Here is a 15,199-nt window from a genome sequence, read left to right on the forward strand (position 1 = left end):
GCCGCCTCGACGGCGCCCCGGCTTTCAGAAAGTCACCGAGACGATAGGCGCCTCGCCTTTGGCGATCAGCTCGGGAATTTTTGGCGAACCATTCTCCCAGACCAGCAGCATCGCCCGCTTATCCGCGTAGCCCTTGTGCCGGATGTCGGCCGGCATGCAGGACACGTCGCCAGCCTTGGTGATCACCTTGGCGCGGGGCTTGCCCGTTTCCTTGTCGCGGATATCCCAGTCGATTTCATCCGACAGGGTAATGAACCATTCGCAGCGATCATTGCCGTGATCCACCGGCAACGAGAATTCCTCGGAAGTGGGGCAGAACAGACTGTCGCCAACCACCGAACAGACGGACGGGTTCCACGTGACATCCGAGCGGGAGAGATACCCAAACAGGTTATAGGCGCTCACCTCGTGCTCGAAGCCCGGCTCGACCTCCACGACCGGCTGATGCTGCGGCACATCGAGGAACATGCGATTGACCGGAAACCCGTTGTCGTCGGTGCGCAGCAGCGTGTCGCCCGGCAGGCCCACCATGCGGCGCGCAGCCACGCGCGTGCGGGTTACGGCGGCGTCATTGTTGCCATTCTTCGATCCCCAAGGCGCGCCGGTCTCCATCGGCGCGGCGAAAGGATCGTAATTCTCGTTGCTCCAGTCGCTGATCATCGCCTTGAACAGGGGCATCAAGGCTTCACTGGCGAAACGTTGCGAGAAATCGCGACCAGCGTTGCGATAGGCATCGTTATAGCGCCCCGCGAAGAGCGTTACCTCGCCGTAATGATTCACGGTGCCGATCACGTCGTCGAAATTGACAGTGCCGTAGAAAAATCCCCAGGCGACATCCCGCATCAAGGCGCGCAGATAGGCATCCACCGCCATGGTGTGGGTGCCGCCGGGCCAGGAGATGCGCGCGAAGTACTCGTCGCGGCGAAACACAAATTCCCCGGCGCGGAATGCGCGGTAGCCGGTTTCATTGTCGATCGACAGAATTTCGGTGTCGGTAATCACATCCACGCCAAGCGGGGCGGACGGAACTGCGGCTTCAAGCATTGCCATTTTCGTGTTCCTTTTCCGGATTGGGCTGCGATATTAGGCGGTCTGGCAGATTTCCGACCACTTCTGCACCGTGACCGGGCCTTCAATAGTCTGCAGCATGAGGCAACCGGGCAGCTCGGCGTGGAAGCGGTAAGCACTCCCCCGCGGCAGCAGCCCCTGATGTCCCCGACCCAGAATGAGACGGCCCATCTTGCGGCCTTCCGGCTCGCACCCCAGCAAGCGCGCGCCCTGGCTGGCGGGACTCACATGAGCGCCGGAGTTGTCGAGCTTGACGAGATGCACCTCCACCTCGCCATCCATGCACAGCACGAATTCGTCATGCGCACAGGTGAACCACGGCGATGTTTTTTCCGCTTTGGCAATTTCGATAACATATTCAAAATTCTTCGCCACGGCGACCCGCTCATAGGGCGCCGAATGATTGGCGACTTCGAATACATTGGAAAATACATAATTTTTCGGATCATCGTCGATCACAACGACAGATCCCTTGTCGTAATCCTGCAAGGATCCGAACTGAGTTGTGTAGCGCACGCTATTTCCTCCTTTTATTCGCTTCGGATCGTTATCTCCAGAGCGTCATTGTCCAGCTTTTGACCAGACTGGCATGGCGAGCCAAGAGGTGTCCTGCACGATTCTTTCGCGGATCAGCACAAAATGTCCCAGGGTTGCATGGGGCGTATCATCTACGGCCACGTTCTATGACTCGTCACCGCCGATGAAGACAATATCGGACATCAGCCGATCACCACCTGACCATGCTCCAGCCGCAGGGGCACAGGATCTAGCGCCCTGCCGTCACAAGCGCCGTCCAGGCACGTGCCGTCCTCCACCCGGAACAAGGCAAGGTGCTGCCGGCACATAATCCGAGTGCCGTCCCGGCTCATGAATATGTCCGGCTGATGGTTCAGCGGCATGGAGTAATGCGGGCACAGATTGAGATAGCCATACAAGCTGGCTCCCTTACGAACCACGAACATTCGCCAGGCGTTCACCCCCTGCCCGAACACAAATTCCTTGCCTCCGCCGTCGGGAATGTCGTCGAGACGACCCAGATTCGTGCCCGGTGCCGGCGCGTTCGGCCGCTGCGCCCAAACCGCTCCGCTCACGTCGTCACCATGCCGCCGGTCGGCACTCTGCGATTTTGCATACGTCCATACACGGCGTCCGTAATTCTATGTTGCCGTCGTCCAGGGAACCATCTCATCTTGATTTTACCTTTCTGCTCATGAGCCCCATCCGGTATACCAGACGGCAGGAATCAGCCCCGCGAAGCGGCGCGGAATCGCATCATTGGTCGCGCCATGGCCCAGCCAACAATTATCGCCGGCCATACATATTGCACGGGGGCTCACACACAGACTGCCTGCGGCCGGCGACCGTGCCACGCCTCTTCGAGCAACGACAAGACGCGTGCCTGCGGCATTTCCACCGGCAACCAATAGGCGCTCTGTGTCACCTCCTGAGCGGCCTGGCGCAGCCCATCGTGCGGCATCCCGATCTCGCGCAACGCCATTGCTGCACCGAGGCGTGCGGGGATATCGTAAAGCGTGCCCGCCGGATCATCGCTTCCCATGGCGCGTGCCAGAATGGCTGCAGCGCCGGGCACGCCGGGCAGGAGCGCGGCCGCCGCATGGGGCAGGATGATCGTATGGGTCTCGCTGTGGGGCAGGGCAAAACTTCCGCCCAATACATGGCAGAGCTTATGGTGCAGCGACATGCCCACCGCACCCAGGCAGGTGCCGCAGGCCCAGGCTCCAAACAAGGCCTCCGCTCGAGCATTGCGATCTGAGGGGGCTTGGACGAGAAGCGGCAAAGCCCGGATCAGCGCCGTAATTCCGCGCTCCGCCAATAGCGTAACCACCGGATTCGCCTCCTGCGCGTAGAGAGCCTCCACGGCATGCGCCACTGCGTTCATGCCGGAGGTTACGCTCAGTTGCACCGGCAGAGTCAGAGTGAGGTCGACGTCGTAGATCACCACCTCTGGCAAGACTTTAAGCGTGCGCTGGGTGGTCTTCCGTCCAGCTTCTGTCTGCCCGATGATCGGCGTAACTTCCGAGCCTGCATAGGTCGTGGGCACGGCGATTTGCGGCAGATCAGTTCTCAAAGCCATGGCCTTGCCGAGCCCGATCGTGGAGCCGCCGCCAACGGCGACCAGGCAATCCGCCCGCACTTCGTTCGCCACACGGATTGCCGCTTCGGTGACCGCGACCGGTGTATGCATCTCCGCCTGGTCGAACACCCCTGCTGCAAGATTTCCAATGTCATCCGCCAGTCCGGAGATCGCCCTCGCCTGCCAAGGCGTTGAAAGCAGCAGCGCGCGACGGCATCCCAGCCCCTCGATTTCCTGCCGCAGCGCAGTGACCACCGGAGCATCGAATACGATCCGGGCCGGCAAGGCTGTATAGATGAAAGGCTTCACTTACCCCTCCTTCCACCTATCCCATCCCGTTTCAAGCCATGTTGGGGGGACAGAGGATGATTTGTCTGCGCGAAATGAACCCGCGTGCGCATAAGTCCGCAGTAGCGATAATATTTTACAGCTTGATTCAACGTCATTTCGGAAGACGGCAGAGATGAATCGGCGACCAAGCCTAATGCCTCAGCGTTCGGCGATACGCGGCCGGAGTAGCGCCAATCTCACGCTTGAACATCCGCGTCAGGTGCTCCTGATGGCTGAACCCGCATGTCACCGCAATCTCCGCGATGGGCAAAGCGGAGCTGCCCAGTAACGTTCGAGCATGCCGCAGTCTTTCGCTCAGCAAATAATGATATGGCGTGGTACCGGTCTGGCGCTTGAAGATGCGGGAAAAGCGCGTCGGCGTCATCCCCACAGCCGCCGCGAGGTCCGAAAGCGCGATTGGATGCGCCAAATGGGTGGCAATAAATTCCCGAAGCCGCCGCTGCTGCGCTGGATCGAATACGCCGCGCTGATCTTCTCCATGCGCGATCAGCCCACCGATCAATCGCGACGCCAACGCACGTGCGAGATAATCCGCGAGCAGCCGGGACCCGCCATCCCCTTCACTGATCGCATGGTTGGCCGCCTGGATCATGCCTCCCATCACCGGATCGACATCTCCGAAGCGAGGCGGCAGTCCCACGCTTGCCGGATCGCCGCACCAGGCCTCCTCGGCAACCTCGCGCAGGACCGCATCGCGCACATAGATATGCACACTACGCAACGGCTGCATCAGCCGCACCGAGAACGGCATGCCGCCCGGCATGCTGAAAATCCCGCCGGGCGGGATCAGCATGCGCTCCCGGACACCGTTCAGGCAGCGCTCCACCTGAACGGGACCGTCAAGATGCAGGATCACGAGATGATCCGGCACCGCCGCGAAAGCATCCGCATAAGGCTTTTCGATCTGTCGCGAAACATAAAGTGAACTCCATCCGAGCACATCGCTCGATGTCTCGATCTCATGTTCACGACGGTTAAGAATGCCGTGCGTCTGAGCGATATCAAAAGCGGGCGGCCCATGATTGGCTGGCCCGGTATAGGCCTTGAGCATCTGAATCACTCCCCGATCTCGCGCTACAGCTCGACCCCTGCACCATGAGGGGCCCGGTTTCAGGCTCCCGCGCGAAATGCACCCCGGTTCAGCGACAACAGGAGCGCGGCCAAGGCGTTCAGCCCTGCGATCACCAAGATCATCGGCATGTAGGTATGCGTATTGTCGAACAACACTCCACCAAAAAGTGGGGCGCTTGCGCTCGCAACCGTGTCCAGCGCGAAGACGATGCCGGACATCATGGCGAAGCGAGCGGGTTTCGCGCACTTGCTGAGCAGCGCCATCACGCCCACCTGAACCACCCCAAAGCCGATTCCGAAGAACGCAGGATAGACAAAGACCAATGTCGAAGAACGCGCATTGCCAAGGAATAGAAGACCCGTTGCGAAGATGATGGAGCCAAGAGCGAGGATCCTCCGGACGCCAAAGCGTCGGCCGAATGCGCCAATCGCCAGATTTCCCACGACCGTCGAGACTGCCATCATTGACATTGATGTCGTCGCTGCAGCGAGTGGGTGACCAAAATCTCGGAGCAGGGCCAGACCATGCGCAATGTAGAACGCGCTGCCCGCACCTGCGGACATGGCGCACAGGATCAGGATGAGCAACGCGCGCGTCCCGATATCTCCCTCGCCGCCCTCCCCTGCCGCGGCCGGTGCTTCCGCGGGAGGCGTAAAGCCAACGACATCACCAGAGGCCGGGGCATCGCGCACCACAAAAATCGCCAAACAAAGCGCAATTATGCCGACGACGACAAATACCAGCCAGCCGGCACGCCAATTGTCCGACCGGAGGATGACTTCGCTCACGAGCGGGGCGGCCACGAAGCCTCCGAGCCCCATGGTCGCGTAAAGCACTCCGAAGGGGCGCGCACGGTCTTCGCGGTACCACCCGGCGACGCACGCCTGGTTCGCGATAAATCCCCCCAAACTCATGCCAAGCCCGATCAGAAGGCTGAATGTCAGGATCGCCGACACCCCTCCATCTACGAGCGTGGCCATGGTGAGGGCCCCGAGGGCCATCAAGACGCTTCCGGAAACCAGAACAAGCCGCGCCCCAACCCGGCCGACCAACGCGCCTACCAGAGGGGCCGTTAAGCCGGTGACCACCATGTTCAACGCGACGAACAACCCAAGCAGGCTACGATCCAACCCCATCTCCGCGACCATCGCGGTGTTGACAACGCTTGCACCGTAGATCGGAAACGCCGCATTGATGCAGACGATCAAGGAACAAGCGGTCAGAATCTGCCACTTCCTCCGTGCCTTTCCCTCGCACTGATCGATTACAACTGCTGTTGCTTCGACCATACGCTTTCTCCCCTTATACGACCCTAGGTTGCTGTGCCCTTAGGGTTTCTAAGCATTCATTACGAGTTCCAGCTTTGTGTCGCAGCCATTCTCCCCTCCATGTCCGTATTGTGTACGCGAGGACGTACACAATACGGACGCCTCATGTTCTCAGATTTCGCCATCCAGCGCCCATCGATAAAGGTCAATTATAGTATCCGCGCCGAAACAAATGAAAACTGAGGTTTTGCCCATGTCCAGCGCACAGCCGCTCGCAACGACACCGGCGCGTTCGACTGCTTCTCTTCCCCTGCCTGAGCCAGAGCTGACGCCAGCAGACGCGATCGTGCGCGCCAAGGCAATGATCCCGACGCTCCGCGCCCGCCAGGCCGAAACCGAAGCCGCAGGCCGGTTGCTGGAAATCACCAACCAGGAATTCCTCGACGCAGGCTTCTATCGCATCGTTCAACCCCGTCGGTTCGGGGGTTATGAGTTCGACCTGGGCACCTATGTGCGTTTGATGATGGAAATCGCGCGCGGCTGCCCCTCTAGTGCCTGGGTGCTCGCGCTTGTCTCCGGTCATCCGATCATGCTGGCGGATTTTCCCGAGGAAGCGCAGATCGAGGCCTATGGCGACCATGGCGACTATCGCTGCCCATCGGTCGGCTCTCCCCTGCCGGTGAAGCGCGAGCAGGGCGGGTTCCGGGTCAGCGGGGGTTGGGACTATACATCCGGCTGTGATGTCGCCACCCACGCAATGGTCAGTGGTCTTGTTCCCGAAGGCAACGGCTTCGTCGCGCGGTTGATGCTCATCGATCGCAAGGATTTCACCATCGTCGACAACTGGCGCATGATGGGGATGCAGGGAACCGGTTCGCGACGGGTGGTGCTGGAAAACGTCTTCGTTCCCGAGTATCGAACTGCGCCGATGACCATGTGGCAGGCGCCTGGCAAGGGCGCCGTGCATGCCAACCCAATGTATAACGGTCGCAAGGGATCCTTCTTCCTGATCGAACTCGGCGCGGTGATCGTCGGCACTGTAAAGGGCGCCCTTGATCTGTACGAAGAGATCTGTCGGACGAAGAAGATGCGCTTTTCACCCGGCGTTTTCCTCTACGAAAGTCATGAATTCCAGCAATATTATGGCGATGCGCAATCCAAGCTCGACGCCGCAGAGGCGCTGTTGCTTAGGTTGACCGAGCAATATGTGGCCGCTTGCATCGCTGATCCGCTAACCGGCGGCAGCTTCAGCGAGGAGACCGATCGCCGCTTGTTCACGGCCGGACAGGAGGCATGCCGGCTCGCCTGGGATGCGCTTGAGATCATATTCACAACCGCGGGCACCAGTATCGGGACGCGGGATTCGATGCTGGCGCGGATCTATCGCGACGCCGGCGTGCAGAAGACGCATTTTGTCCAGCAGCATTCGCGGACAACGGTCAACGCAGCGCGGCTCCATTTCGGCCTGTCGCCGCTGACTCCGTTCTGAGCGCGGTCGCAGAAAATGCAGTCCACGGCAAACGTGCTCAACCCTGATGCAGTACGCGAGGCGTTCCGTCGCCGCCGCGGTCATTGGAACGACGACTGGGAGGCCATGCTCGCCTATTCGCCTGACTACGTGGCCGCTTATCTCGAATTCTCGGCCTATGTCGCGGACCGGGGCACGCTCTCTCCGAAGTTTCGAGAGCTGATCTATGTCGCTACAAACTGCACGCCAACCCACATGTTCGAGAAGGGTCTACGCAATCATGCCCGCCAGGCGCTGACGCTGGGTGCAACGCCCGCAGAACTGCTATCCGTGGTGGCGACCGTAAGCGCAATCGGGATCTATTCGCATCTGCTTATTTCCCAGTCGATCGTCGACTTGGTCCCCAATGCATCTGCCCGCGCAAACCCGTCGGACATGAACCGTGCGAGGGCCGACCATGCCGCGCTGTTCGGCAAGGTATTGGCTGAGGCGGATCCGGCGATCGCGTGCGATCCTCATTTCTATTCACGCTGGCTGGATTTTGCGGCGGCGCCTATCCGCGGACCCCATGCCGCGCTGTCCCTGAAGGATGCACATCTCGTCGCGCTGGCGGTGCATGCTCAGTGTACCCAGCTCAACCCGGCAGGCATCCGCCTGCATGCAGGGGCTGCGATAACGCACGGTGCGACGATCGATGAGGTATTGGATATCGGTCGTCTGATTTCGAGCATGGGGATCCATGCAATGGTCTTTGCCTTGCCGATTATTACGGAACTGGCTGGAGAAATCGAAGGAAATGAGCATGGGCGCCTACCATGAATATCACGGCGGTGGAACCCGCGCGCGCGGCTACTACGCGGCACCACAAAACGGCGCGGCGCAGGGTGGAGTGCTGGTGATCCATGAGGCGCCCGGACTGGGGGCGCATGTCCAGCGCCGGGTCGATGCGCTTGCCGCGAGCGGCTATGCAGCGCTTGCGGCGGACCTTCATGGCGAGGGTCGGCTCGCGCGCAATTTTGATGAGGCGATTGGCTGGGTCCGCTCCCTGAAGGCGGACCCTGACATGTTGCTCTCCCGACTGAACTCAGCGTTGGATACACTTTCCACGCGGAGCGGGATCGGCAAGGACCAGCTCAACGCGGCCGGCTATTGCTTCGGCGGGTGGTGCGGTCTGGAACTCGCCCGCGCCGGCGCGCCGCTGCGGAGCGTCAGCGTTTTCCATGGGTCGGTGAAGAGTGATCGCAGTGCTGCCGCGATCAAGGGATCGGTACTGATTTGTACGGGCGATTGCGACCCGTTTGCACCACTCGACCAGCTCATTGCCCTGGGCGACGAAATGCGCGCGGCTCGGGTCGATTACCAGCTCTGTCTTTATGGCGGAGTAGAGCATGGGTTTACCAATCCGGATGTGCCCGCCATGCCCGGCTATTCCTACAGCGCAGCCGCCGATCGGCGCTCTTGGGCCTCCCTTCTGAACCTGCTGAGCGACTCTTCTCCCCGCTTGGCAGACGGTGTCACGGAATGATGAAATGACCTATTTCGAAGGCAAGACGGTCCTGATCACGGGCGCCGCGACCGGCATCGGCTTCGCAACTGCGCGCCGTTTGACGGAGCTGGGCGCGCGCATCGTGATTGCCGATCTGGACGGCACGGGCGCTGAAGCGGCAGCGCAGTCGCTTCCGGCGGGCTGCGCACGCGGCTTCCGCTGCGATGTCCGCGAAGACGCCGAGGTGGCGAAGCTGCGCGAAGCCGTGATCACGGAGTGCGGCACCATCGACATGCTCATCAACAACGCCGCGAGGCCACCAGTCACTGGCCCTATCATCGACACGACACTCGGCGAGTGGCGCGACGCACTCGAGGTCAATGTTCTTGGCTACGTGCAGATGATCAAGGCCTTTTTGCCAGACATGATTGCGCGTCGAAGCGGTCACATCGTGAACACCTCATCAGGACTAGCCTTGCTGCCAGATCCGCCGATCCGTTTCATGGGACCCTATATCGCATCCAAGGGGGCGCAATTGTCGATGAGCTACGCCTTCGCCCACGCTTTGGCCGGGACGGGTGTATCGGTCTCGGTCTTTTGTCCCGGCGTCACCAACACATCGGACCGACCGGGGGGAGCGCCCCCGCCTGGCCCGAATATGCCGGCCCCGGCAGATTTCAGGATCGGCGTGCCGGCGCGTCGGACGGAACGGGTCAGCGCTGACCATGCGGCCGGCATACTGGTCGAAGGACTTGCCCGGAATGAATTCCTGATCTGTTCCCAGGCTGGCTATTTGACGGACCTCATCGCCTTTGCAAAAGACAATTTCGATCCACAGTCGATCGTGCGTGAGGCTTTGGCGGAAACTTCCTGAGTTTCGAATTATTGAAAGGAGGCGAGCCATGGGCCGCCTAAGCTACCTCACGCAAGAAGAGCTGGCCTTGGAATACCAGGACATTCCGCGGCTCAAATCAAACATTACACGCGCCGTTGCCCATAGTCCGCGCTTGGCTCGACTCGTGGCAGCACGTGGCATGTATTTTCGCCACGAAAGCGGCCTGAATGCCCGGCTGCGCGAACTGGCAATCCTGCAGGTGGGATATTCGACCCGATCCTCCTACGAGTGGGCGCATCATATCGATGTAGCGCTGTCCTTCGGCGTGAGCGAAGAGGATATTCGCGCGATCGAATTGGAAACGCACGGCAAGCCGTCCCATCTCGAGCCGCTGGCATCGGCCGTCCTCGCCGCCGCTCGGTCGTTGACGGACGATCTCACCCTGCCGCAGGAGATATTCGACAAGCTGGCCGGGGCGATGAGCAAAGAACATCTGATCGACCTATTTGTTGCGATCGCTGAGTATAACGGACTCGTCCGCGTAATGGCCGCAATAGAAATCGATATCGAATCAGAATACCTACATTATATTGAACGCTTTCCGCTACCAAAGTAAAGCCCGACGAGAGCAGGCACCGCGTCGATCGGCGCGGCACGAGGCACGACGCCATCGGCAAAACCGATCCCGAGCGAGTAACAAACACAGGTACCAAGGAAAATTCCAAAATGAAACTGCTTAGCTTTAAAATCGATGGACGGACTAGCTTCGGCGCCGTGGTGGAAGATAAGGTCGTCGACCTTGGCCGCAAGTTCGAAGGCCGTTTCGCAGATCTGGTCGATCTTCTGAAAGCCAATGCTCTTGCAGAAGCCGAACGTGCGATCGTTGGCTCCGCAGGTGACTATCCTCTGTCAAATATCGAATTCCTGCCGGTGATCCCGAATCCACCCAAAATCATCTGCATCGGCGTAAACTATGAAACCCACCGAACGGAAATCGGCAGGGATCCAAGCAAAATGCCGATGGTTTTCGCTCGCTTCCCGTCGACCCAGGTGGGGCACCTGCAGCCGATGACGCTTCCGCCGGAAACGCCCACTTTCGACTACGAAGGCGAGATTGCCGTCATCATCGGCAAGGCGGGTCGCCGCATCTCCCAGGAAAATTGCTGGGAGTACATCGCCGGCTATGCGCCTTACAATGACGGGAGTATCCGGGATTGGCAGCGACACACGGCGCAGTGGACACCTGGAAAGAACTGGTACCAGACCGGTGCTTTCGGGCCATGGATGACGACGCGGGGAGAGATTGCCGACAACCAGACGCTTCATCTCCTGACGCGCCTCAACGGAATGGAAGTTCAAAATGCCGACAGCACGCAAATGATCTTTTCAATCCCGTTCCTGATCGAATATTGCTCGACCTTCATTCCGCTGGAGCCCGGCGATGTAATCGTCACCGGCACCCCAGGAGGTGTCGGCGTCCGCCGCGAGCCGAAGCTTTTCATGAAGGATGGAGACGTGGTCGAAGTCGAAATCACGGAGGTCGGCGTGCTCCGCAATCCGATCCGGGCGGAAGTTGTCTGAACGCAACGCACAAATGCGAGGCGATTAAGCTGCCTTCAACACTTGGCGGGCCCTCAAGCCAATAAGGGGGCGTGCGATGTCGAGGCCACAATAAATTATTCATCCGGAGCAGGATGTCAGGCTGGGGTCGCGAAGCCACCTTTGCCTCACCCGCTCCCGGATGGACATCCACACAAATGCCAGCATAGTTCGGCCCTGCCCCCCCCCCGGAAGCACTACAACTCTGCGGTGAGTCAGCAATAGAGAGGGGGTTCGCTCCGTATCGTCAGCACGACGGGGAACTTGAGTTCCAAGCTTCACCCTCGGCTGGTGAACGCCGCCCTACGCATTAACGCCATGGCGGGGTTCCGAGAGGCGCATCCCGCTGATGGGCAGGCGCCTTCGCCCTTTTATCGAGGATTGCCATCGATCCTCGAAGTTCATGCTGCTGGAAAATAACAACGCCTCATTCACCCAGCGCTTGAAAGTTGGGATCGAATGGTGAGGAGGGCGCCGGGCCCAACGGCTCCATATGCCCGCTCGTTCACGTGCCGGACGAAACGCGCGGCCCGATTGCGCGATACCCCCGCTATTTTAGACTTTGGTCGCGCTCCAAAGGAACGCGACCAAAGCACAAATAGATCAATAAATCGGGACAAATAGTTCCGGGGGGAGGGTATATGAACTACCGCAATCTCGCGATCTGCATTGCGACGAGCCTGTCGCTTCACGCACTCCCGGCGATAGCTACAGAGGATGGGAATAAGCCGAACGCCAATTGGCCCTCGTGGGAGGACAATCAAGCCGATTCAGATTCGCTCATCTTACAGGGAGCAACGATTCTTCAGGCTCCGCCGCCGCCGTCGAGCGAGCCAACCGGGCCACTATCCGGCATCGGGAAGTATTTGAAATCGAACGGAATTGAACTCGGTATCCTGTTCAACGACTTCTTCCTTTATCAGTACCAGACGGGCCGCATTCCAAATTCTACGATGAATTCTAGTGATATTAAATACCACGTCGGTCTTGATCTTGAAAAAATTATGGGGATACCGAACACAAAATTGAAATTTGATCTGACGCAATACCTCACTTCACAGAATGCCTTCGATTTCGTCGTATTTAGCAATAGTTATTTTTTTCCAGGGGCTGGCGGCTACGACTCGACCATGCTCAGCCGTCTTTCGATTGAAAGCACCTTTATGGATGGCCGACTCACCGTCGAGCTGGGGCGAATGAACCCCATCTTCGATTTCATGATGCCGACCTTCTGCGGCCTCTGTTTCAACGGAACGCAGGCTCGTAATGCTTTTTTTCCTGGGCCCGATGCGCAGGTTTGGGGTGGAAGAGCGGCCTATCGGCTTAATCCGCATGACACGGTGCAAGTTGGACTATATGAAAACGACCTGTATGTTTTTCAGAAGACGAATGGATGGTACTTTTCAACGGATCAGGCAATCGGATACATCGCTCTAGCGAATTATGTCCATGAAACAACGTTTTTAGATGAGGAGAAGCCAGTAAATATGAACTCGGAATGTTCTATAATTCCGCAGACTACAACGACCCTTTGCTAAATACAGATTTTACGTCCCATGTCCTCAAGCCCTGGGGGACAGCCCTTGTTCACGATGAGGGGGTTGCTGGAGTATTTGGTCAGTTCCGTAAGGTGATCTGGAGCGAAGTTGGCGCGTTGGGAAACCCTTTCGCGGAGAATGTTGCGTTGTACGGCGCTCTATTCGTAACCCCAGGGGCGGGAGTTGCTTACCCTGTGGAAGCGATTGGTGGGATTGAGATTTCAAATTTCGTGCCTCGGCAGCCGTTCTGGATGTTCGGTGTTGGACTTCATTATGTATATATTGGGGATCGGCAGGCCCAGTATGAACAACAAATGAGAGTAGCGCTGGGAGGACTGAACGTCTCCACTCCTCAAAATATGTTTTCACCAACTATAACTCTGCGATTCCCCATCTCCGATTTTACGATCGGCCAGGCCTTCGCGGAGTATTTTATCAATCAGGATTCGTCGTATATCCCAACCGCGGAACGGCCGAAAGATGGATGGTTTCTTGGAATGAGGGTGACCGTCGACATTGGCAAGGCCCTGGGCCTGAATTCTGGTGGCATGTTTTTTTGATATGGATAGCGAAATATTCCAATATCCTACATGCGCCAAACACGTCGTCTCTAGTATGTCTTGATGTGCACGTAGTAAATATCAGACATTGGAAATCAGGTTATCCAATACTTTCGTTCATGGCCGACCATCTAGCGAGGGTTGAGAGATGAAGCAGGAAATTCGCGATCAGTTCCGCCAGGCCATGCGCAGGATGGCCGCCACAGTCAGCGTAATCACAACCTGTCAGGAAGGCGAAAATTTCGGCATGACAGCCTCTGCGGTCACGTCACTGTCGATGGATCCGCCGTCGTTGCTAGTTTGCGTTAACAAGTCTGCCGGCTTCCATGACGTGATCACATCAACCGACCATTTTTGCGTCAACATTTTGCGACATGGCCAGGAGGATATCTCCGCCGTATTTGGTGGTAAACTGCCTCATTCTGAGCGTTTTTCTACGGGAAGTTGGAGCTTTGATGGGACTGTGCCATATCTGAAAGAATCGCAGGCGGCTATATTTTGCCGGCGTGCGGGTATTTTTGAGCATGGTACTCATTCGATTATTGTCGGGGAAGCTGTTGATCTCATTATTGGTCATCCGGTGATGCCACTCATTTATTCGGATGGACGATACAGCACGGTTGCGTGAATGCGGGGTCAGTTGTCGCGTTCGATCATTTCGCTTGAGTTCGAGGCCGTTGGATCAACGCGACGAGCTGAATTCCGCTCCCCGCGGAATTGGGAAAGCGCTATTCCGCGTCCGCGGGCCGTTGATGGCCGCCGTTTGGATAGGTATCGGGCATTTCCGTTCGCGGCCTCCTGGGAGACCGTTGGCTGGATCGTCAACGTCCTCCCCGGGCACCTCAAGCAGGCACTCGGGCTGATCCATCATGCAGGTCAGCGCATGCCGTACGCCGTCGAATCCTTCGGCGCGGCCGTCATCACAAAGGGCCTTGACCCCTTCATGAAGCTGGGGAATTGCCGGGCGCAAAGCGCCTCATGGAGAAGCTCTTGGACTCGCCCTGAATACGAGCAAGTCCACAATCGCCTCCATGTCCACAATCGCCTCCATGCCATCAGAACCGGGGCGCGACCCGACCTGTTCGGATAGATCGAAGGCATGTACAGGCCGCGCCGACTGCATTTGGCTCTCAGTTGCTTGTACCACGCCGGCACACGGTAAGCACTTCGGGACGTCCGGCTCGAGATAACATCGCCCGAATTAAGTGCCCCCCAGGACGTTGAATGGAGAGGGAGCGACGGGGGTGGGGTTGCGCGAGACATTCATGACCATCGCGAGCAGGGCGTAATAGCCGCATACTGCGCAGAGATCGATCACGCCTGCCGGCCCCAGCAATCGCTCGACATCCGCAAATATTGCATCATCAACATCGTTTGCGCGGTGTAGCTGGCGGCAAAAGGCGAATACGATCATTTCGTCGGGCGAAAGGCCTTCGGCTTCTCGGCCCGCAGCAAGTAACGTGATCGCCCGCTCGCTGACGCCAGCTTCTCGAGCAAGAACAGAGTGAATGCGCCACTCATACTCCTGTCGCCAGTGTCGCGCAGTTATCAGGATCGCCAATTCTCGCAGATTCGCAGGTATCCCGCTTTGGAATCGCAAATAGGCACCAAGCGCTTGCGTTGCGTTGAATGCGCCCGGGCTGTTGAGCAAAACAGAGAAAGGGCCCCGGATCGATCCCCGAGGACCAGAATTAAAGGCATCGACGGCTGACTGCTGCTCAGGAGTCATCATCGTCAAATCCACCGACGATATACGCGGTTCAGTATCCTGATGCATATCCTTCTCCCATCCGTCCGATATCGCATGATAGTTCGCTTCGGCGTGACGCGGAGTCATGAATGCGATCGTGCCCGGCAGA

At 58.5% G+C, this 15,199-nt stretch carries 16 protein-coding genes; 9 read left to right on the forward strand and 7 right to left on the reverse strand.

Annotated elements, in window-relative coordinates; genetic code table 11:
• Window positions 1-24 precede the first annotated feature (24 nt).
• From K9U41_RS02495 to K9U41_RS02520, 6 genes are all read right to left on the reverse strand, one after another.
• The gene (locus tag K9U41_RS02495) at window positions 25-1,050 is read right to left on the reverse strand and encodes a hypothetical protein (RefSeq protein ID WP_282639287.1); all 1,026 of its coding nucleotides are present in this window, start codon (window positions 1,048-1,050) and stop codon (window positions 25-27) included.
• A 33-nt stretch (window positions 1,051-1,083) separates the two neighbouring features.
• The gene (locus K9U41_RS02500; protein ID WP_282639288.1) at window positions 1,084-1,584 is read right to left on the reverse strand and encodes a hypothetical protein; all 501 of its coding nucleotides are present in this window, start codon (window positions 1,582-1,584) and stop codon (window positions 1,084-1,086) included.
• Window positions 1,585-1,787: 203 nt separating this feature from the next.
• Window positions 1,788-2,159, reverse strand: coding sequence for a Rieske (2Fe-2S) protein (locus K9U41_RS02505; protein ID WP_282639289.1), 372 nt, complete (start codon window positions 2,157-2,159; stop codon window positions 1,788-1,790).
• Between the two features lie 242 nt (window positions 2,160-2,401).
• Window positions 2,402-3,472 carry a maleylacetate reductase gene (locus K9U41_RS02510; RefSeq protein WP_282639290.1) on the reverse strand — a complete coding sequence of 357 codons (1,071 nt, stop codon included), beginning with the start codon at window positions 3,470-3,472 and terminating at the stop codon, window positions 2,402-2,404.
• Window positions 3,473-3,644: 172 nt separating this feature from the next.
• Window positions 3,645-4,565 (reverse strand): AraC family transcriptional regulator, encoded by a 921-nt coding sequence (locus K9U41_RS02515; protein WP_282639291.1) that lies wholly within the window; start codon window positions 4,563-4,565, stop codon window positions 3,645-3,647.
• A 59-nt stretch (window positions 4,566-4,624) separates the two neighbouring features.
• Complete coding sequence (locus tag K9U41_RS02520) at window positions 4,625-5,875, reverse strand: MFS transporter (RefSeq protein ID WP_282639292.1); 1,251 nt, start codon at window positions 5,873-5,875, stop codon at window positions 4,625-4,627.
• Window positions 5,876-6,107: 232 nt separating this feature from the next.
• On the opposite strand from K9U41_RS02520, the gene K9U41_RS02525 reads away from it, so the two are divergent.
• The 9 genes from K9U41_RS02525 (at window position 6,108) to K9U41_RS02565 (ending at window position 13,968) form a co-directional block, all read left to right on the forward strand.
• A complete protein-coding gene (locus K9U41_RS02525) occupies window positions 6,108-7,343 on the forward strand; it encodes an acyl-CoA dehydrogenase family protein (protein ID WP_282639293.1) in 1,236 nt (411 codons plus the stop codon).
• Between the two features lie 15 nt (window positions 7,344-7,358).
• Window positions 7,359-8,141, forward strand: coding sequence for a carboxymuconolactone decarboxylase family protein (locus K9U41_RS02530; protein ID WP_282639294.1), 783 nt, complete (start codon window positions 7,359-7,361; stop codon window positions 8,139-8,141).
• Entirely contained in the window at window positions 8,125-8,847 is a 723-nt protein-coding gene (locus K9U41_RS02535; RefSeq protein ID WP_282639295.1) for a dienelactone hydrolase family protein, read from the forward strand. The genes K9U41_RS02530 and K9U41_RS02535 overlap by 17 nt, the downstream gene beginning before the upstream one ends.
• 4 nt (window positions 8,848-8,851) lie before the next feature.
• Complete coding sequence (locus K9U41_RS02540; RefSeq protein ID WP_282639296.1) at window positions 8,852-9,682, forward strand: SDR family NAD(P)-dependent oxidoreductase; 831 nt, start codon at window positions 8,852-8,854, stop codon at window positions 9,680-9,682.
• A 28-nt stretch (window positions 9,683-9,710) separates the two neighbouring features.
• Complete coding sequence (locus K9U41_RS02545; protein WP_282639297.1) at window positions 9,711-10,259, forward strand: carboxymuconolactone decarboxylase family protein; 549 nt, start codon at window positions 9,711-9,713, stop codon at window positions 10,257-10,259.
• A 110-nt stretch (window positions 10,260-10,369) separates the two neighbouring features.
• Window positions 10,370-11,224, forward strand: a complete 855-nt coding sequence (locus K9U41_RS02550) for a fumarylacetoacetate hydrolase family protein (RefSeq protein ID WP_282639298.1) — start codon at window positions 10,370-10,372, stop codon at window positions 11,222-11,224.
• Window positions 11,225-11,883: 659 nt separating this feature from the next.
• Window positions 11,884-12,780, forward strand: coding sequence for a carbohydrate porin (locus K9U41_RS02555; protein WP_282639299.1), 897 nt, complete (start codon window positions 11,884-11,886; stop codon window positions 12,778-12,780).
• On the forward strand, window positions 12,741-13,340 hold the full coding sequence (locus K9U41_RS02560) for a hypothetical protein (RefSeq protein ID WP_282639300.1): 600 nt from the start codon (window positions 12,741-12,743) through the stop codon (window positions 13,338-13,340). Before K9U41_RS02555 ends, K9U41_RS02560 begins: the two co-directional genes overlap by 40 nt.
• 148 nt (window positions 13,341-13,488) lie before the next feature.
• Window positions 13,489-13,968, forward strand: a complete 480-nt coding sequence (locus K9U41_RS02565; RefSeq protein WP_282639301.1) for a flavin reductase family protein — start codon at window positions 13,489-13,491, stop codon at window positions 13,966-13,968.
• Between the two features lie 573 nt (window positions 13,969-14,541).
• Here K9U41_RS02565 and K9U41_RS02570 read toward each other — a convergent pair.
• Window positions 14,542-15,177, reverse strand: a complete 636-nt coding sequence (locus K9U41_RS02570; RefSeq protein WP_282639302.1) for a carboxymuconolactone decarboxylase family protein — start codon at window positions 15,175-15,177, stop codon at window positions 14,542-14,544.
• Window positions 15,178-15,199 lie beyond the last annotated feature (22 nt).

The sequence above is a fragment of the Xanthobacter autotrophicus genome (genome assembly GCF_029991245.1).
Lineage (GTDB): Bacteria > Pseudomonadota > Alphaproteobacteria > Rhizobiales > Xanthobacteraceae > Xanthobacter > Xanthobacter autotrophicus_C.